At 40.6% G+C, this 17,986-nt stretch carries 20 protein-coding genes and 1 pseudogene; 16 read left to right on the top strand and 5 right to left on the bottom strand.

Going from position 1 to position 17,986, the window contains the following annotated elements; translation table 11 throughout:
• Positions 1 to 26: 26 nt before the first annotated feature.
• A pseudogene (locus ABH897_RS27025) lies at positions 27 to 1,101 on the bottom strand (IS3 family transposase).
• 277 nt (positions 1,102 to 1,378) lie between these two features.
• Here ABH897_RS27025 and ABH897_RS27020 point away from each other — a divergent pair.
• The gene (locus ABH897_RS27020) at positions 1,379 to 2,398 is read left to right on the top strand and encodes a hypothetical protein (protein ID WP_404592954.1); all 1,020 of its coding nucleotides are present in this window, start codon (positions 1,379 to 1,381) and stop codon (positions 2,396 to 2,398) included.
• A 693-nt stretch (positions 2,399 to 3,091) separates the two neighbouring features.
• On the opposite strand, the gene ABH897_RS27015 is transcribed toward ABH897_RS27020, so the two are convergent.
• From ABH897_RS27015 to ABH897_RS27005, 3 genes are all read right to left on the bottom strand, one after another.
• On the bottom strand, positions 3,092 to 3,253 hold the full coding sequence (locus ABH897_RS27015) for a hypothetical protein (protein WP_404592953.1): 162 nt from the start codon (positions 3,251 to 3,253) through the stop codon (positions 3,092 to 3,094).
• Positions 3,254 to 3,311: 58 nt separating this feature from the next.
• Complete coding sequence (locus ABH897_RS27010) at positions 3,312 to 3,875, bottom strand: superantigen-like protein SSL4 (RefSeq protein ID WP_404592952.1); 564 nt, start codon at positions 3,873 to 3,875, stop codon at positions 3,312 to 3,314.
• A gap of 150 nt (positions 3,876 to 4,025) precedes the next feature.
• The gene (locus ABH897_RS27005) at positions 4,026 to 4,265 is read right to left on the bottom strand and encodes a hypothetical protein (RefSeq protein ID WP_404592951.1); all 240 of its coding nucleotides are present in this window, start codon (positions 4,263 to 4,265) and stop codon (positions 4,026 to 4,028) included.
• A 327-nt stretch (positions 4,266 to 4,592) separates the two neighbouring features.
• Here ABH897_RS27005 and ABH897_RS27000 point away from each other — a divergent pair, with 327 nt between their 5' ends.
• Positions 4,593 to 5,849: a site-specific DNA-methyltransferase gene (locus ABH897_RS27000; protein ID WP_404592950.1), complete on the top strand. Its 1,257-nt coding sequence runs from the start codon at positions 4,593 to 4,595 to the stop codon at positions 5,847 to 5,849.
• Here ABH897_RS27000 and ABH897_RS26995 read toward each other — a convergent pair whose 3' ends face one another.
• Positions 5,850 to 6,113, bottom strand: a complete 264-nt coding sequence (locus ABH897_RS26995; protein WP_404592949.1) for a DUF3953 domain-containing protein — start codon at positions 6,111 to 6,113, stop codon at positions 5,850 to 5,852.
• 166 nt (positions 6,114 to 6,279) lie between these two features.
• Here ABH897_RS26995 and ABH897_RS26990 point away from each other — a divergent pair, with 166 nt between their 5' ends.
• From ABH897_RS26990 to ABH897_RS26925, 14 genes are all read left to right on the top strand, one after another.
• A complete protein-coding gene (locus ABH897_RS26990; protein ID WP_404581448.1) occupies positions 6,280 to 6,441 on the top strand; it encodes a hypothetical protein in 162 nt (53 codons plus the stop codon).
• Between the two features lie 65 nt (positions 6,442 to 6,506).
• Positions 6,507 to 7,250, top strand: coding sequence for a transposase (locus ABH897_RS26985; protein ID WP_404592948.1), 744 nt, complete (start codon positions 6,507 to 6,509; stop codon positions 7,248 to 7,250).
• A gap of 159 nt (positions 7,251 to 7,409) precedes the next feature.
• Complete coding sequence (locus ABH897_RS26980; protein ID WP_404592947.1) at positions 7,410 to 8,255, top strand: tyrosine-type recombinase/integrase; 846 nt, start codon at positions 7,410 to 7,412, stop codon at positions 8,253 to 8,255.
• A 175-nt stretch (positions 8,256 to 8,430) separates the two neighbouring features.
• Positions 8,431 to 9,981, top strand: coding sequence for a phage terminase large subunit (gene terL, locus ABH897_RS26975; RefSeq protein WP_404592946.1), 1,551 nt, complete (start codon positions 8,431 to 8,433; stop codon positions 9,979 to 9,981).
• 50 nt (positions 9,982 to 10,031) lie between these two features.
• A complete protein-coding gene (locus ABH897_RS26970) occupies positions 10,032 to 10,373 on the top strand; it encodes a hypothetical protein (protein ID WP_404529730.1) in 342 nt (113 codons plus the stop codon).
• A gap of 84 nt (positions 10,374 to 10,457) precedes the next feature.
• Positions 10,458 to 11,252 (top strand): hypothetical protein, encoded by a 795-nt coding sequence (locus ABH897_RS26965; RefSeq protein WP_404521821.1) that lies wholly within the window; start codon positions 10,458 to 10,460, stop codon positions 11,250 to 11,252.
• Positions 11,253 to 11,465: 213 nt separating this feature from the next.
• A complete protein-coding gene (locus ABH897_RS26960) occupies positions 11,466 to 12,773 on the top strand; it encodes a phage portal protein (RefSeq protein WP_404592962.1) in 1,308 nt (435 codons plus the stop codon).
• 578 nt (positions 12,774 to 13,351) lie between these two features.
• Complete coding sequence (locus tag ABH897_RS26955) at positions 13,352 to 13,966, top strand: DUF4355 domain-containing protein (RefSeq protein WP_404592945.1); 615 nt, start codon at positions 13,352 to 13,354, stop codon at positions 13,964 to 13,966.
• A gap of 31 nt (positions 13,967 to 13,997) precedes the next feature.
• Positions 13,998 to 14,828, top strand: coding sequence for a phage major capsid protein (locus ABH897_RS26950; protein WP_404592944.1), 831 nt, complete (start codon positions 13,998 to 14,000; stop codon positions 14,826 to 14,828).
• Between the two features lie 86 nt (positions 14,829 to 14,914).
• Positions 14,915 to 15,133, top strand: coding sequence for a hypothetical protein (locus ABH897_RS26945; RefSeq protein ID WP_404592943.1), 219 nt, complete (start codon positions 14,915 to 14,917; stop codon positions 15,131 to 15,133).
• Positions 15,126 to 15,437, top strand: coding sequence for a phage head-tail connector protein (locus ABH897_RS26940; protein WP_404592942.1), 312 nt, complete (start codon positions 15,126 to 15,128; stop codon positions 15,435 to 15,437). Before ABH897_RS26945 ends, ABH897_RS26940 begins: the two co-directional genes overlap by 8 nt.
• A 59-nt stretch (positions 15,438 to 15,496) precedes the next feature.
• Entirely contained in the window at positions 15,497 to 16,684 is a 1,188-nt protein-coding gene (locus ABH897_RS26935) for an Ig-like domain-containing protein (RefSeq protein ID WP_404592941.1), read from the top strand.
• Positions 16,685 to 16,889: 205 nt separating this feature from the next.
• Entirely contained in the window at positions 16,890 to 17,015 is a 126-nt protein-coding gene (locus tag ABH897_RS26930) for an SHOCT domain-containing protein (protein ID WP_404592940.1), read from the top strand.
• A 90-nt stretch (positions 17,016 to 17,105) separates the two neighbouring features.
• The coding region (locus ABH897_RS26925) for a recombinase family protein (protein ID WP_404592939.1) at positions 17,106 to 17,986 on the top strand (881 nt) is incomplete at its 3' end.

The following is a 17,986-nucleotide window of genomic DNA, read 5'->3' as shown; positions in this document are numbered from 1 at the left end:
ACTCAACTTGGATTGTCAACAGTAAATCAGTCAACTTTTTTAAGGGCTGTAAGGCGATATTGAACAGGTGTCATATAGCCTAAAGTTCCATGAATTCGATGCAGGTTGAACCAATGGATATAATCGTATAATTCTAATTCCAAATGACGAAGGCTCTGAAAGTTCATCTGGTTCACGAACTCCGTTTTCATAATCTTATAGGTGGCTTCGGTCACGGCGTTGTCATATGGACAGCCTTTTGCACTCAACGATCGACCGATCCTAAACGTATCTAACAGATCATCCATCTTTTGATTTTTGAACTCACTGCCACGGTCGGTATGAAACCACTGAATCTGACTCAGATCACCTTTCACGGTCGCGAAGGCACGGGAAACCAGTGCTGCGTCCTTATGGGGGCCAGCACTATGACCGATGATCTCTCGATTGAACAAATCGATAAGCACGCAAATATAGTGCCATTCGTTCCGGACTTTCACATAGGTTAGATCACTGACCCCACGCGTTTGCTTTCCGTTTGGTTGAACATGCGGTTCAATGTGTTGGCTGTAGCAGCTTCATTACAAGCGGTTTTATGCGGTTTATATTGTGCCACGGTGTAGGTTGAAACCAGTCTCTGTTCCTTCATGACACGGCCGATTCGGCGCCTGGAAACCACGAGTCCTCGTTCATGAAGCTTCACTTTGATCTTTCGAGTACCGTATGCTTTTCGATTTTTCTGAAAAATGTCCACAATGGCTGTGGCCACCTCGTCTAACGCCGGAGAATCTTCGCTCGCTTCGTAGTAAAACGTGCTACTTGCCATTTGCAGGACGTTACACATTGCTGATACCGAGTATTAATCCCGATTATTCTGGATGATAGCTACTTTAGTCCCATGATCAGGGCGGCTTGCTTTAAAATATCATTTTCCATTTTGAGGCGTTGAACTTCTTTGCGTAAAGTAAGTAGCTCATTTTCTTCTGGCGAGCGATTGTCCTTCTCTGAGAAAGAGCCTGTGGTTAGGCCTTGTTTAATCCAGCGATCCAACGCCGAGGCGGTGAGGCCATATTCCTCCACCAGATCCGCTCTGGATTTTCCGTTTTCATAGAGTAGCACCATTGATTTCTTGAACTCTTACGTCTTTGTTTCGGCATTGTAGAGATCCGCTCCTTAGGATGATAGGTTTATTCTACAAGCCCTCATTTTTATTGTCCAACTAAGTGTAGCCGATCCAACTACCGTTCTAACGAGTCGGTATTGAGTGCCTTCTTTTTTTATAAGGAAGTTGCAACGATTTAATTGTATGAATATTATGTATGCCGCTTAAAAGGGTAAGAATAAATAATAATACGGAAAACATTAAACAGGTGATGAGAATGAGCAAAGATTCTTTCTTTTGGACGGGACAGCACATATCAGCCAAAGCATATATGAACGTTCTGGATTTGAACTGATCCCCATGACAAATGTTCATCGATATGCTGAGCGGTTGAATATTCGATGGAAAAATATAAATACGTCCACAACATTATCTTACCGTGAACTAAAAGAAGTCAAGGAAGCGATAGCAGGAGATTTCTTGGAGATACAAAGTAAACTACAAGAAAAACGTCCAAGTTTCAAAATGATTGCATTACCTAAGCAGGATGATATCGCATTTTATCACGCTGAGGGTGTAATTACGGACGAACAGCTCAAGCAATTTTTCACCATCAAGCAGAAGTCAGATGACGATATGAGGAAACATCTTTTCAATGTGGTAGGTAATAATGATTTTTCTAGCTTTAATGCGATGGCCTTGTTTGGTGTTCCCATTCGCCCACCTAGGCATTATCGGGAAATTGCCGTAGCTATGTATGGTGTAGACATCGATATATCCTTAAATGAAAATCGAAATAAAGGGAACTGGTTTACGGATGAGAGAATACAAAAACTATATATAGAAGATGTGCTGGCTAATCTCTCGCAAATTATTCATAGGACATCCTTACGCAATGTAAATTTAACCGAAGAAGTGGATATTGTGATGTACTCGAAACGGACAGAATGGTTAACACTGATGCAAAAAGAATTTAGATTGCCGGATGAACGAGTCCATATGCATCAACTACATAATGAACTTCGATTTAAGAAAGCTTGTTCCAAGAAAATGATCGAAATGGTTAAGCTCATGGTGGGCAAAAAGAATATCAAGCTTACCGCTAAGGAAATAGGTGGAAAAGCACTATATCAGTGGTTTAGAGATAATTGGAACGGGAATAGAAAGCAATTCATTTTGAGTGAGTTAAAGAATCATAATATATTGCTATTTGAAAAAACCTCAAAAGTTGGACGACAATATTGGTTGTTTATGCTGGTGGATCAAGATGCATTCACCGACCACGTGGTTAGCGAGCATTATCGTAAACTATTGTAGTAGTTCCAAAGGAAGATTTTCTCCCTAATATTAAGGGAAGATTTCTTCCTCTTATGATAAATTTGCAAATAAAGTGTCCAAAATGAGCCGCAAAAGGGTGAATTGCCGAAGGCAAGAGGGGAAACGGCGGCAGGTCGATGAAGACCGTTTACGAAGCGTAGCGAAGTGGTTTTTATCGAGATGGTGAGAGAGTTTCCCTTTATGTGGTACAGATGTAAAGATCAAAAGAAACCGTCAACAAAAATTTGTAAACAAATTATTTCTTTCCGTAGCCATCCAACATCGTTGGCTGTCTTCATTTTATTTCTTGAACATGGTAGATTGACTTGACCCTACTTTTCTATATATAGGGGGAACTGGGGTCAGTCCATGGAATGTAGCTTAAACTTAGAAAGAATGAAATGGAGAAATGATGTTAACCTCATACCCAAGACACTTATTCGTTTGTGGTTGTGGTCAGGTTGCTTAATTTAAAATTTTCGATTTACATATACAAATTAATCTTGTTGAATATGGACTGGTATTTGCAAAATTTTAAAGTTTCATAAAAGCATTTGTACTTAGTTACTAGAGAGGAATGACAAGACCATTTTACTGATTACCGAAAATGGCCGTCAAAGAACAAAAATCGGACAATACCGGAAAATGGGCAGTTTAACCATAATAAGCTGGCTTTTGCTCACTTTCTCAATATCACTTGTCCCAAACGATCCTTTCACCCAATTTATCCTCATCCCCAGATTTCATTACATCCCAACATGTATCGAAAAAGGATACGCCCATCGTTGTATGCTCCGGGTTCGGGTTAGGGTCGTTGCAAAGCATACATATTCCTGCTATTGGGCTTTTCTTCATGAACATCACCCCCAACAAAAAAGCGAGCCTCATTGGCCCGCTTTCCCAGCAATTATATTTAAAAATTCGTATTAGTACTAGTCCGAACTCCAAGCTTTCCAGACATGGAACCAGAACCACTACTTAAACTAACATAAAATTTCCCTACAGTCCATGGCTTGCTTGAATTTAATATTTCATCGAATGTTTTACCAGGTTTTACTGTTCCACTGTACTTTTCCGCACCAGATGCACTTCCCTGATTCACAGTAAAAGTTATAGTAGTGTTCCCTGTGTTTCTCAAGTACAACCTTACATATCCATACCCTGATTTAACGTCAAAATCAGCAGAATCATTAAATCCAGCTACTGGACGATCGACAATTTGTCCATCAGTAGCTTGTGGAGTAATGACATGATCCCCCGGTTTTGGTGTATTCACATCGGTCGATGTGTTTGCAGATTGGGAAACTGCTGCTGAGTCAGTTGTAGCTGGTGTAACATCCGTAGTGGCTGCGGCAGAAGCAGTTAATGGAATGGCAACAGCTAAAGACAAAACAGATAATAATGAAGCTTTTTTAATGTTTTTCATACTCATAAGCCCACTTTCTTTGATTTTTTTCCTGCACGCTTTATCAATCAACCAGTATGTATAGAAACTATTAGAGTATTCATGATCAATAAAGTTTTTTACAGGTAGTTATATACATTTACATTATAAGTCTTTTATTGTAATTGTTCAACAAAAAAATTGGACAATGATTCCATTATCCTAATATGGCACGCTTCGGAATTAAACCGCGCAAGGGTTCCGCACAGGCTGTTCATGTTTCCGTTGGTTAACTGGTTCCTTGCTGCCGTGCCATAAAGCCCCGGATGAACCGGGAAAATGATTCATGTCGGAAGCTCTGCTGCGAGCAGTTTGAGAATCGGCAGTGTCGCGATGAGTTGGCTTCAGACTCGTTTGTACATACTTGCCGTGCTGTGCGGCATGCTCCTCGTCATGAAGATGCAGGATGCCGTCCTTACTCAAAAATGCAAAACGTGGTTGTGTATATAAAAATGTGTCACGTGACACAATGTTGAAAATTTAAAAGTACATATTACACACGGGAACTCTGGCTATGAGCAAGGGTTCCTTTTTCATTTTGGAAAGGAGAAATCAGGATGATGATATTGTTACTAGCATTAGCTATAGAAATCTGTATTTGGCTTAGCATATTCTTCACTGTAATTCTGAATGAGAGAAGAATGAGCCGGATTGGAAATCAAATTCGTAAACGTAGAAACGTTAATTCCATACATAAAAAACGCCAGAAATAATGAGAAAGCTGTAGACATAAAGGAGCAAGTGATATAAATGAAATGGATGAAATTGAAGATCGATCAACTGGTACATGCGGAATATAATCCAAGGAAGGATTTAAAAGCGGGTGATCCAGAGTTTGAAAAGATCAGGAATAGTGTCATGGAATTCGGTTATTGTGAACCGATTATTTGTAATAGCGATTATACCATCGTGGGAGGCCACCAACGTGCTAAAGTCTTGAAGGCACTCGGATACGATGAAGTTGATTGTGTTATAGTCGATGTGAACAAGTCAAAAGAGAAAGCCCTGAACATAGCGCTTAACAAAATTACAGGGGAGTGGGACTTTGAAGCATTGGCTGCATTATTAGATGAGTTGAAAGAAGCAGAATATAATATTGAGCTAACTGGATTTGATTGGTCTGAAGCGGAGAAGTTGCTGGATACATTACACGAAGAAACAGTGGATGATGAGGATAATTTTGATGTAGAAGAAGCGTTACCTGAGCATCCAATCACTTGTAAAGGTGACATTTGGTTACTTGGGAAGCATAGGCTCATATGCGGTGACTCGACTAATCAGCAGGATATTACAACATTGATGGATGGCAAGAAGGCTCATCTCATTGTAACTGATCCACCTTATAATGTGGACTATACGGGTAAAACGAAGGATGCATTGAAAATTGAAAACGATAAGATGGATGACGACCAATTTTATGATTTCCTATTAGCTGCCTATACTCGGATGTATGAAGTAGCTGATGATGGAGCAAGTATTTATGTATTCCATGCGGATAGTGAAGGATTGAATTTTAGGAAGGCATTTATTGAAGCTGGATTCAAACTGGCACAATGTTGTATATGGGCAAAGCAAGCGATGGTGATGGGTAGACAGGATTATCACTGGATGCACGAACCCGTATTGTACGGTTGGAAGCCGACAGGTGGACACTACTGGAACAGTGATCGTAAGCAAACAACCTTGTGGCAATTTGATCGACCCTTCCGTAATGAGTATCATCCCACGATGAAGCCGATTCCCTTGATTAGTTACCCGATCAAAAATTCGAGCAAGCTTGGTGATATCGTATTTGATCCATTTGGTGGCTCAGGTTCAACATTGATTGTTTGTGAGGAAACGGATCGGATTTGCTATACCAGTGAGCTTGATCCTAAGTATGTAGATGTGATTATGAAGCGATATATTGCCCATGTTGGAGATAATAGCGGCGTGTATTTAATTCGGGATGGTAATCAGTATGACTATCATGAAATTGTTGCTGAGTCAGAATTAGAGTGCGTGTAGTTAACCTTTTCTCAATAAAAGTGTAGATATAAATACAATTGCAGCGAACAAGGATACACTGAAGCTAACTATGGCATTTGTTTTTCGATTTATCTTAAACTCTGAGATGCCAGAAAATAAAAACAGGAGGCTGAGAAAAAGCTGTATAAATAAGGATGCGAGTCGGTTATTACCAGGATAAGCAAGTGACCAAAGGGATGTGATTATAACAACAGCGGCACATACAAATTTAAGAACTTGATAGATATTCAGTTTTTTAAGCATAGGTAAATTCCCCCACTCATATACCGTATTTTTCGGTGTAACCCCTTTATACAATATTATACAACTATTTGATTTGGAATGGTAAGTAGTATGGTTATGATGAAGTAGTTGCTGAGTCGGCAAGGTCAGAGGTATCATGTGCTGACTAAACGAAAGGGTGATTCAATTGGGTAAGGCAAAAGTGAATATGGTGATTCGATTCCTAAAGGGTATGCAAACCGAAAAGGTAAATGTGCTGGGAGCTGAGGAAGCTCGGGAGGACAATGAGTTGATTCAAAAGGTGATTGAGGATATCGAGTTGTTTTATGAGGCTGAATTGGAAGGGTAAGCTGATACATATGGGGAATGGCCGATAGTTGGCTGTTCCCTTTTTTCGTGATGGAGGTGAGCAGAATGAGTAAAAACAATAATAACCCAAAAAGGAATAAACCTAAAATACTGACCAAGTATGATCAATTTGTTGTGCCAAGGCTCAGGGATATTCCCGTTTGGGTGCGTGAAGGAGCCACAGATGAAGAGATTGCTAAGCGACTTAATATTCATATTTGGACATTAGGCGATTATCGAAGGAAACATCCGAAATTTGCAGAAGCATTAGAACGTCCAACCAAGTGGGAAACACATGTATATCCTAGACTCGCGGAGATTCAGCAATGGTTCGAAGAAGGCATGAACGCAGAGGACATTATCAGGAAACTCGATATAGGTAAAACGACTTGGTACGAGTACATTGATAAACATCCCATGCTGGCTGAACTAGTCAAATGGAGCAGATCTGTGCCTATATCACACGTGGAAAATTCACTTTTGAAAGCCGCTACAGGATATGAATATGAGGAAATTCGTACAATAGTCGAAGAGGACAAAAATGGAAAAAAGAAGACGCGTATCGAGAAAGTGAAACGGTATCAGCCTCCCAATCCGACAGCGATGATCTTCTACTTAAAGAACCGTGCACCTAACGAGTGGAATGATCGCCGTGAACTGGTGGTGAATACAAAAGCACTGGAACAGGAGCGCAAGCAGCTATTTCTGGATATGATCGAAGCGGATGTAGTGGATGCCGACTATGAAGCTATTGAGGAATCAATAGAGATTGAGGAAGGATATATGGAGCCAGATGATTCACAGCCATAACGTTATGTCGTCAATATTTGTATAGATAAACGCCAGTTTCAGCCCTGAATTAGCCCCAAAAGTAGCCAGAATCAGTGCATAAGATAGGTTATGTATGGAGTGGACTTTGCCCCACATCAACGGTATGATGTGACACACAAGCGAAGGGTGGGGGCGAATATGAAGTATATTCAAGGGTTTGAAGCACATTTACGGAGCAAGGATCGGAGCGAGAACACCATTTCCTGCTACATTCGGGACGTGTTACAGTTCATAGCGTGGTATCGGGGCAAGACGGAATATGGACTGGACAAGTGGATTGAATTGGATGGGGTAGAGTACAAGAAATATCTGCAAAGCACCAATCAAGCTATACTCACTATCAACCGTAAGATTGCCAGTATCAACGTATTTGCACAGTGGATGAACCAGCAAGGCTATATTAAGGAAGAAATACATATCGAAGCGGTCAGGAACAAGGTTGTTCGCCAATACAAAGGGCTAGCGGAAAAGGATTTGTGGAAGCTGCGGAATGAAATTCACCGGATGGGCAATCGGCTACATATCTGTATGATTGAATTACTGATTGGGACTGGCATACGAGTAAGCGAATTGGTTGGCATCAAATTGAGAGATATTGAAATGAGTGAACGTAAAGGATTATTAAAGGTACTTGGTAAGGGAAACTCCTTCCGAACTATACCATTGAATAAGGATGTGCGAAAAGCCATCACCCGATATCTCGAAGTCAGGCCACAAGTTGAATCGGAACACTTGTTTATTGGGCAGCGCGGAGCCTTGGAGCGGAATGCAGTCAACTTGATCTTGAACAAATACGGAAATCGGGTCAATGTAAAGGTTACACCCCATATGCTCAGGCATACGCTTGGCTATAAGTTGGTGAAGACGACTCCTTTGACGACCATCCAGCAAATCCTTGGACATGATCACGTAGCAACCACCAATATCTATACCCTAACAACGCAGCAGGATATGGCTGAAGCCTTGGCAAATATCGAGTGGTGATGAGCCACTCTTTTTGTCGTGGATGGAGGGGGTCTTCTATATGTAGAAACAGAGCCGCCAGCAAAGGGTGCAGAAATTTTTGTGATGATTTTATAGTGAATTTGAGAAAGGAGCTATACCCATTGAAACGATAAAGCAAAAAGAGCAACGCCAAGCTGAGCTACTTAAGCAGTATATGGAGAAGCATTTTAAACCACCGAAAATGAAACAGCTGATCGAAACATTCTCTTTTTCCGAATTACGCAAGCTTATTGGTGAGATGGACATTGAATTTTTCGCTTTAGCCTATTTCCCTAAATACTTTGATCGAGCGTTTGGACAGTTTCACAAAGAGTTATTTTCGGAATTAAGACATATGCTTGCGAATACAGGACTGATTACAGCTTTCGGACTCCCAAGGGAGCATGGAAAGTCAACGATCAGTTCTTTTTTATTTCCGCTGTATGCGACTTTATATGATAAATCACAGTTCACGCTGATTATATCAGCGACAGAACAAATTGCATTGCCGTTTTTGGATATGATCAAAGATGAGCTAGAAACGAATCAGATGCTGATTGAGGATTTTGGGATTCGTAAAGGGAGCCGCTGGAACAACAATGAGATTTGGCTCAAGAGTAAAGGTGGGCTGGACTCCTGCATTATGATTCGTGGGATTGACGGTAGTTTGAGAGGTATTCACTATAAGCATCATCGTCCTACGCTAGTTCTAATGGATGATTTGCTCAAGGAGGATACGGCTCGATCCGAAGCCAAACGAGAACAAATTAAAAATACATTTACGGATGTGATTCTTCCTATTGGAACAAGGGATACCAATATCCTGATCTGTGGAACCATTTTGAATGAAGAAGATATTATGGCCGATCTGCTCAAGGGTAAAATCCCAGGTGTGCGAAGTGTTCGTAAAGCAGCCGTGCTTCAATTTTCAGAGCGTGATGATCTATGGTCAGAGTGGGAGCGACAATATAATAATCTCCAAGACGAGGATAGGATCAATACGGCCTTGTCTTTTTTTATGGCGAATGAGGAGGAAATGCTGAAGGGTACGGAAATCCTGTGGAGTGAGTATTTGGACTATTATTATTTGATGTGCAAGAAGCAAGCAATGGGCGAAAAGAGTTTTTATAAAGAATTGCAAAATGATCCGCGTTCAACCGACGATTACATATTTCAGAATCTCATGTATTGGGACAGGCTACCTGAGTTTGATGAAATGGAAATGGCGATGTACATTGATCCAGCCATTAAAGCCGGGAAGAAAAATGACTATTCTGCTGTCTCCATTATTGGGCAGCACAGGAAGACGAAGCAAATGTATGTCATCGACGGCGAAATCTATAAACTGTTGCCGGATGATTTGTTTCAAGTGGCTATTGAAAAATTAAAGCTTTATCCCGTAGATAAGCTTGGTTTTGAGGTTAATCAGGCACAGAGTTATATGAAGCAAAAGTTTGAAGAAGAGCTATGGAAGGCGAAGATACATACACCCGTAGAAAGTGTCCATTCCAAGGGGCAGAAGCATGAACGTATTATTAGCTTGGAGCCGGAAGTGAAGAAGGGTCATATTCTGTTCAATTCAGATAACCTTCGATATAATAATCAGATAAAGGATTACAATCGAAATTGTACATATGATGATGCACCAGATAGTTTATATGGGGCTGTTCAATTGATTCAGTCGGTCAAGAGTTTAAAGTTTTATGATCGAGGCTTATTATTTTGAGACTTTCGCTAGATATTCATTCATTATTTTGATCCAATTTTGTTAAGCTAATGGGCAGGATAACCTTACCAGTTACCCAATTAGTTGTTGTATTGTTGCAAGGAAAGGGGATGCAAATGGCCATTTGTTTGGACTACGAGTTAGTTGAGATAAGAGGAACCGTTGCTGTGTATAAATTTGGAAACTGCTTGAAGGAATTAGATGGAATTTTTGAGATTAATCTACCCAAGTTGATAAGTGGGGAAATATCGATGCAAGCACCAATTGGTGAAGTAGTGAAACTAAAGAATGACAACCAATCTCAAGCTAAGGCCATCAAAGTATTTGGAAAGATATATAAACATTATCTTGAACATCACGAATATCCTACAAAGGGTGGATATTATGCTTAGTTAATCGGAGTTTATTCTTTTTTTCTTATAACGATCAATGGAAGATATAAAAATTACTCAGTGGACTTTAAAAGGAGCGGGAATATGGGTCTGGATGCTTATGTAGTATGCAATTGTGTGAAGGAAGGAAATGTTAAGCCTCTCCCTTTTGATATAAGCTTGCTGGAAATTACGGACGAAGGGATCGACATACTAGAATCTGTAAATGACGAGACCTATGAGCTTTATCAGCAGTGGCGGGAGAACGCTTGCGAGCATGAAGACTTTTACTATTATCAAGACCGGGTTTTTAATGTCGCAGGAGGAAATTTCTTTTATGGAATCATTGACCGGTTGGGGCAGGACAAATTCCCATTATTATTTTCAATTGGGGAGAAGTCACTCTCCACCGATCAGGTCGAAAAAGCTTTAAAGGAACTGGATATTTTTGAATCAGGAGCAAGCAAGCTGCAAGGGATTTTCCTCGTAGATACTGTATCTAATGATGAATATGGGAGATCTCTTCCTGGAGAGGATAAGTGGTTCTTATCATCTGGAGGTGGACACACTTATCAGTTAAACGACCGAGGATTCTGTATTCTAGACAGAGATCATCGCGAGCTTTTTCATTCAGTAGCGTTCGCCCAGGAAGTAATGAGTGTTGAAAAAGAAGGACGGAAACATAAGCATGCAAGATTTCATGATTTGGAGATGGGACGAATTTTTGAATCTTCTTATTCGCTAAGCCGAAAGATATGGGGAATCGATGAGCTGTATTATCCAAAATCTTTTCAGGTCGTAAAGAGAAACCTAAAGGGATCTGATTCTCGATCCGCGCGAGTACTAAGAAGCCTGTTTGAGGCTTCCTTACAGACAGGTAATCCGATCATTTGGGCATAAAGAGATCTGAGATGAAGCATTTGAATATTAACGGAATACGATCCTGTGCTGATTACAAATCTAGACTTTTTGAGATAGCTTAATATTATTCTTAACTTAGTATAATTGAGCTAACGGGAAACTTTAGTTCAACAAGGAACTACCTTATTAAAGGTAGTCTTTTTATTTATTTAAGCAACAATTACATAGCCCATTTTGAAAGGATTTGATGAGATACAAATTACGGAACAAACCATTATAGAATGTCTAAATGAACTCCAATCGACTGCATTAACCAAACAGAAATATACAGATTACTATAATGGTCAGCATGCTATTCTCAAGAACTATGCGATGCAAGAAAGTCGAAGCAATCAAAAGCTTGTTTTCAATTTTCCACGTAAGTTTGTAGATAATGAAGTGGGTTATCTGCTCGGTAAGCCAGTAAACTATGTGTCCAAGTCAGATCAGGATGAAGCCATACATAACATAGACGTACATATGAGTCATTGGGACAAAGAGCATAATTTACAGCTTCGGAAACAATCCGAAATCTTTGGCGAGAGTTTTGAATTGAACTATATCGACTCGGATGGACAGTTTTCAGCCACAGTATTGTCTCCTTTAAATGCGTATGTGTTGGAAGACGGAACAGCAGAACGAAATGTATTGCTTGGCCTACATAAATTTACGAGACGTTTTGATAAGCAAGTGTACCTTGACGTGTATACCGATCATGAAATTCTACACTATACAATCGGCAACGATGATAAACACAATCAGAGTAGGCAGAACCAAGCACCCGAACTGAAATATATCAGCAAGCATAATCACATCTTTGGAAGAGTCCCACTTATCTCCTGTCCAGCTAATACAGAGAGAAAAAGTGGCTTCCATGATGTGATTTCTTTATTTGATGCCTATAACGCATTGAATTCCGATCTGGTCAATGAAATTGCAGATCATCGCAATGCCTATCTCGTGATTGAAAATGCCAAGCTGGAAGCGGAAGACTTATTGAATATGAAGAAGATGGGTATTATTCAAGTACCGGCTGGAGGAAAGGTAAGCTGGCTTACGAAGGAGATTAACGATTCTTTTGTGAAAAACGAGTTGGACAATATTGAACGCAAAATTTTCGACATGATGGATCAGGTCAACTTCAATGAAAACTGGGCCAGCAATACGTCTTCCTTGGCGCTGAGAAATAAGCTGCTGAATTTGGAGAATCGAGTAGCTATGCGTGAAGCCTTAATGGAAAAGGCAATCAAGCAACGTCTGCGTAACTTCTTTACCTTTCTGCACATTAAAGAAGGCGTGCAATATGATTACCGGGATATCGCGGTGAAGTTTACTCGTAATTTGCCGACAGACTTGGTCGGGATGGCTGATGTGATCGTTAAACTGAAAGAAGTGGTTTCACAGGAAACGCTGCTCACATTGCTTCCGTTTGTCGAGAATCCAAAGTTGGAATTCAATAAATTTCATGCGGAGCAGCAACGATTAGTTGGTGCGGGTAAGGAGATGTCCAATGCAAAATAAAAATACAATTAAACGTTTAGTGAAGAATAATTGTGCATGCTATCTCGGAGCGAAGCACAGTATCCCAAACTATTGCTGTTTACAGGATAGTCCATGTGTATTTTTCGCTCAATATGATTCTCTTCCCCGTTGTACCTATTTTGAAAATGGAGTTTTGCCAATGGACGAGAAGCTGGTTCAAGAATATAAGTCTGATCGGAATGTAGAGATTGGATTTAATACAGCGAAACCGAGAGTGAACTGTCAGAAATGTGGAAAAACATTCTCAGCTAATTCGAATCGGCAGAAATATTGTGAGAAATGCAGAGGTAAGAATGCGAACGAAAAGACGAAATTTCGGATGCGTCAGATGAGAAAAAAACAGGCTTGATGTTACGCTTTAGGCTATCAAAAATCCAAATGAAATAAGGGTTAAAAATACCCAAAAGTGGGGAGTCGGTATGTTTGTACCTTTTCCTCGTTTTTGTGATTTCTAAAGCGTAACATCCCTGTCCTGAGCATGACATTAAACGGCTCCATACATACATAAGCGTGTTCGGTTCTGTGAGTCGAATGGGCGATAAAGGAGATTAATGAAAATGAAGTTAGAACAAGTAAAGCAGTTGATTGAAGAGAACCAAACAAATGAGGAATGGCAATCGTATCTTCAGGGCTTGAATCCGTATAACGTAGAGGGGATGGAGCAATTTATTCAATCTAATTCGCAAGCAAAAAGTTGGTTCGATAGCACGGTGGACAAACGATCCGCTAAATCGCTGGAAACATGGAAAACCAATCATTTGGAAAGTGCAGTGGATGTTGAGATCAAGAAGCGATTCCCGGCGAAGGATGAGAAAGAAATCGAAGTTGAGAAGCTACGAGCCGAAGTCGAAAATATGAAGCTGGAGAAGCAGCGTGAACGTTTAACCAGCCAAGCGGTAAAAATAGCATCCGAAAAGAAGCTTCCACTCCCGTTAGTGGATTTTTTTATTGGTGCAGATGAAGAAGCGACGACAGCCAATTTGGCTATGTTGGAACAATCACTCCAACTGGCAATTCAACAGCAAGTCGAGCAACGACTCAAAGGAGATGGCTATACACCTCCGGCTGGTTCAACAGGTAGCACATTTACATTGGATTCGATCAAAGGAATGTCCCAAAACGAGATTAATCAGCATTGGGATCAAGTCAAACAAGCATTACAAAACAAATAATAATCAATAGAAAAGGACAGGGTGATTAAATATGACAGTACAACATTTTATTCCTACTATTTGGAGCGCACGTTTAAATGAGAGTCTGAAAAAGAATCTCGTATACGGAAATGTAGTCAACACTGATTATGAAGGTGAGATTAAAGGTCAGGGTTCCACAGTGAAAATTAATTCCATTGGGGCAGTAACGATTGGCAACTATGACAAGGTAGCCGGAATCGGGAATCCACAGGAACTGGATGCTACGCAAAAAACGTTGGTGATCGATCAGGCGAAGTATTTCAATTTTCAGGTGGATGATGTCGATGCTGCTCAAGCGAATGTGAATATACTGGATGGTGGGATCGTGGAAGCTTCTTATGGACTAGCCAATGTAGTCGATCAGTATCTTGCTGGATTTTATACGGAGGTCAAAGCTGAGAATACAATTGGCAATGATACAACGCCTATTGTTCCAACGAAAGCTACAGCCTATGACCTGCTGATTGATTTGGGCGTGTTGCTGGATGAGAACAATGTACCTGAAGCGGAACGATTTGTAGTAGTTCCTGCATGGTACTATGGCTTGTTATTGAAAGATGCTCGTTTCACCAAAGACCCAAATATCATCCGCACAGGCTATGTAGGAGATATCGATGGTATGACGGTATATAAATCTAACAATGTGCCTAATACCACAGGAGCTAAGTATAAAATTATTGCGGGTCATAAGAGCGCCATTTCGTTTGCAGGGCAAGTAGATTCGGTGGAGGCGTTCAGACCAGAAAAACAATTTTCAGATGCAGTAAAAGGGTTACAGGTATTTGGAGCCAAATGTATCAAGCCGGAAGCTCTCGCTGTACTCACGGCCAATAAGTCTTAATTGAAAATGAACACATTATAATAGAAGAAACACGTTTGGGGTATCCGTTTTGGATGCCCTATTTTTCATTTTTGGAGGGTGATAAGATGTGGTTTTTGAATCAGGAAACGGGATGTACATGGGAAGTAACAGATCAGGAGCTAATGCTGCGGTTACAGGTCAGTGGGCATTATGAGCAAGTGAAGGAACCTCAACAAGATGAGACTAAGGAAGATGAACCTGTAACGAAAGTTCAAGCTGCCAAGAACATGAAGCGTAACGAGAAGGCACAGGTAAAGGAGGAACAGGAGCCAGCACATGAGTGATTCATTGAATTTACTTAAACGGTTATTAGGCATGGAACCAACAGACATATCCAAGGATGATATCTTGATTCACTACTTAAACAAAGCTAAGGTTAATATTCTTGGGTATTGCAATGCGGCGACACTGCCTGTGGAATATGATCATGTCATGATCGATTATGCTATGTATCTTTATCAAAATAGGAGTTCGGTGGGCCTGATAAATAAGCAAGAAGGTGAACGCTCAGCTACCTATGAAACAGGGATTCCGACAAATATTCGATTGGCTCTTCCTCTGCCTAAAATCAAGGTCGGAACAGATTAATGTTCTACGATACGAAGTTGGAAATTTTAGATGCTGAATTCATACCTATTCGGTCAATGATGGCAGATGTACAACCTTATCGTAAAAGCTTTTCATTTGAAGATGGATATACACTGGAGACTACATATCGAGCTTTCTGTCCACTAGAATCCTTATTGCAATCGAATGGCTATGTCCGCATCAGCAAGGATGTCTTTATTATTTTGGACATGAAGGAATGGAGTGATTATGTGGAATTGACAAGGAGCATAGAACCTTGGATAGATTTCTTCCTGCGAGAAAAAGGTGAGCTTGTATATATCAATAGTGTAAAGCAGCTTGCTCTGATCCGGGATGCGACAGATACCATTCGGATGACCGATGAAAAAATTATTCGAGCAGCAACACCTTTACATACAGGTGATATTGTGGACTATCGCTATGAACGATATTTAATTACCAGTCAGGTGGATCAAAATGAACTGTCTTGTCGAGGCAGAATGAAAAAGTGTAATCAACGGCTGGCTTTGAGCTGGGATGGACAAGTGAAATGGTTTGATGCTGTGGTGGAAGGCAGAACGTTTTCAACGGAAACAGGTAAAGTTATCTCCATGCCAGAGGGAAATATTATAGTTAGACTACAAGACAATGCAGACACGCGAAACATCGCATTGAACCAACGATTCTACATTACTCATCAGCCATTTAAAATAGTTGGAATGGATCGCATCCTAAATGGAATCAATCAGTTAAGCTGCACATTGGATAGCATAAATACAGCTTATGATGACGTGGAACAGAACATTGCTGACCGATGGAAGTACGAGATTGCTCATACATATGCATTACATATACATCAGGGAACGCTAGCTCATGTGCTGCTCAACGAAACGTTATCTTTGAAAGTAACGGCTACGGATAATGGGGATGAGATAGCCAATCCGCTGATTACCTATACATCCAGTGATCCGAGTGTAATTAGTGTAGATCAGCAAGGCCAGATTATGGGCATCGCTTTGGGACAAGCAAGCATCACCGCAAAACTAACGTATCATCCGACAGTGCTGAGCATCATTGAAGTGAGAGTCATTGAAACGGGAACGCATATCTATTCGATAGCCATTACTGGTAATTCCATCCTCAAAACAGGTCAAAGCGCCTCATATGTCAGTCATATCTATGATCATGGAGTGGAAGTGTTTGACCAGTCTGTAGAGTGGAGCTTACGGAATCAAGATGATTCGACTCCTACTAAGGGAAAAGCATGACAGCGAGTACAAGAAATAGCGTGACGGTGAAAGCCGGAAGCAGTAGTGGAACGATCAACAAAGCTTTAACATTGACTGCCACCTTAGTAAGCGATCCTAGCATGACCATAGAAAAGACCATTAGCCTTAAAAATTTATTCTAAGTTTTATATCTATCGGCTTGCCCTAGAGGTGAGCCATTTTTATTTCAAAGGAGCACATACATATGCAACAAAAATCTATTGATTACTTGCTCAGTCTGAGTCTATTGAAGCAATTGAGATCACAACATGTCATTACAGAAGAAGAATTTATAGCCATTGACCAGCTGAATAAAAAATCTTTCAAGTAGCTATAACATGGGCAGAAATGGACTTGATGATGTGCCGCAAGCATTATACCATGTGACCGTATAAAGAAGATATCGAAGGGAGAAACACCTATGGCCCAAGCCACAACCGCAAAAAAAGTCGTCGTTGTTCCCATTAAAACGATGGACATCGTAGAGGGAATTCAAACGATTCAAAAGAAGAAAGTCGCCGCCTATTGTCGGGTCAGTACCGATTCCGAGGAGCAAAAGGAAAGCTACACCAATCAGGTCAATCATTATACCCAATACATTCAAAACAACTTGGAATGGGAAATGGCTGATATTTACGCCGATGAAGGGATCACCGGAACCAGTACCAAAAATAGAACACAATTTCATCGAATGATACAGGATGCTCGAAACGGTAAATTGGATCTGATTCTAGTGAAATCTATTTCGAGATTTGCGAGAAATACACTGGATTTATTGAAATATGTACGGGAACTGAAAAGTCTCGGAGTCGCCGTATTCTTTGAACGGGAGAATATTAATACGCTGGATACCACAGGCGAAGTATTGCTGACCATCCTGAGTTCCCTTGCTCAAGATGAGAGTCGAAATATTTCTGAAAACAGTCGATGGGGCATACTGCGTGGCTTCCAAAACGGCAAAGTCTTCTGCAACACGAATCGCTTCCTCGGCTATGATAAGGATGAACATGGTGAATTGGTGATTAACGAGCCAGAAGCAGAGATTGTACGCAGAATATACGAGGAGTATTTGGATGGGAAAAGCTATCAAGCGATAGCCAGAGGATTGATGCGAGATCACATTAAAACAGTCACGGGTGGCGATACGTGGTGGGATTCCTCCATTACCTTAATATTGACCAATGAGAAATATTACGGAGCTTTACTACAGCAAAAGACGGTAACGGTAGATTTTCTAACCCACAAACGAGTAAGGAATAAAGGACAAGAACAGCAATATTTAATTGAGGACAACCATGAGCC

Source organism: Paenibacillus sp. RC73, from assembly GCF_044908085.1.
In the GTDB taxonomy this organism is placed as follows: domain Bacteria; phylum Bacillota; class Bacilli; order Paenibacillales; family Paenibacillaceae; genus Paenibacillus; species Paenibacillus terrae_A.
This window is presented reverse-complemented; position numbering and strand designations above follow the sequence as displayed.

Excerpts from the sequence above, each read along its gene's own strand:
- ABH897_RS26980 (WP_404592947.1), top strand. The coding sequence starts at position 7,410 with ATGAAGTATATTCAAGGGTTTGAAGCACATTTACGGAGCAAGGATCGG.
- ABH897_RS26965 (WP_404521821.1), top strand. The coding sequence starts at position 10,458 with ATGGGTCTGGATGCTTATGTAGTATGCAATTGTGTGAAGGAAGGAAAT.
- ABH897_RS26935 (WP_404592941.1), top strand. The coding sequence starts at position 15,497 with ATGGCAGATGTACAACCTTATCGTAAAAGCTTTTCATTTGAAGATGGA.
- ABH897_RS26995 (WP_404592949.1), bottom strand. The coding sequence starts at position 6,113 with ATGCTTAAAAAACTGAATATCTATCAAGTTCTTAAATTTGTATGTGCC.
- ABH897_RS26940 (WP_404592942.1), top strand. The coding sequence starts at position 15,126 with ATGAGTGATTCATTGAATTTACTTAAACGGTTATTAGGCATGGAACCA.
- ABH897_RS26970 (WP_404529730.1), top strand. The coding sequence starts at position 10,032 with ATGGGCAGGATAACCTTACCAGTTACCCAATTAGTTGTTGTATTGTTG.
- ABH897_RS26950 (WP_404592944.1), top strand. The coding sequence starts at position 13,998 with ATGACAGTACAACATTTTATTCCTACTATTTGGAGCGCACGTTTAAAT.
- ABH897_RS26945 (WP_404592943.1), top strand. The coding sequence starts at position 14,915 with ATGTGGTTTTTGAATCAGGAAACGGGATGTACATGGGAAGTAACAGAT.
- ABH897_RS26985 (WP_404592948.1), top strand. The coding sequence starts at position 6,507 with ATGAGTAAAAACAATAATAACCCAAAAAGGAATAAACCTAAAATACTG.
- ABH897_RS27000 (WP_404592950.1), top strand. The coding sequence starts at position 4,593 with ATGAAATGGATGAAATTGAAGATCGATCAACTGGTACATGCGGAATAT.
- ABH897_RS26930 (WP_404592940.1), top strand. The coding sequence starts at position 16,890 with ATGCAACAAAAATCTATTGATTACTTGCTCAGTCTGAGTCTATTGAAG.
- ABH897_RS27015 (WP_404592953.1), bottom strand. The coding sequence starts at position 3,253 with ATGAAGAAAAGCCCAATAGCAGGAATATGTATGCTTTGCAACGACCCT.
- ABH897_RS26955 (WP_404592945.1), top strand. The coding sequence starts at position 13,352 with ATGAAGTTAGAACAAGTAAAGCAGTTGATTGAAGAGAACCAAACAAAT.
- terL (WP_404592946.1), top strand. The coding sequence starts at position 8,431 with ATGGAGAAGCATTTTAAACCACCGAAAATGAAACAGCTGATCGAAACA.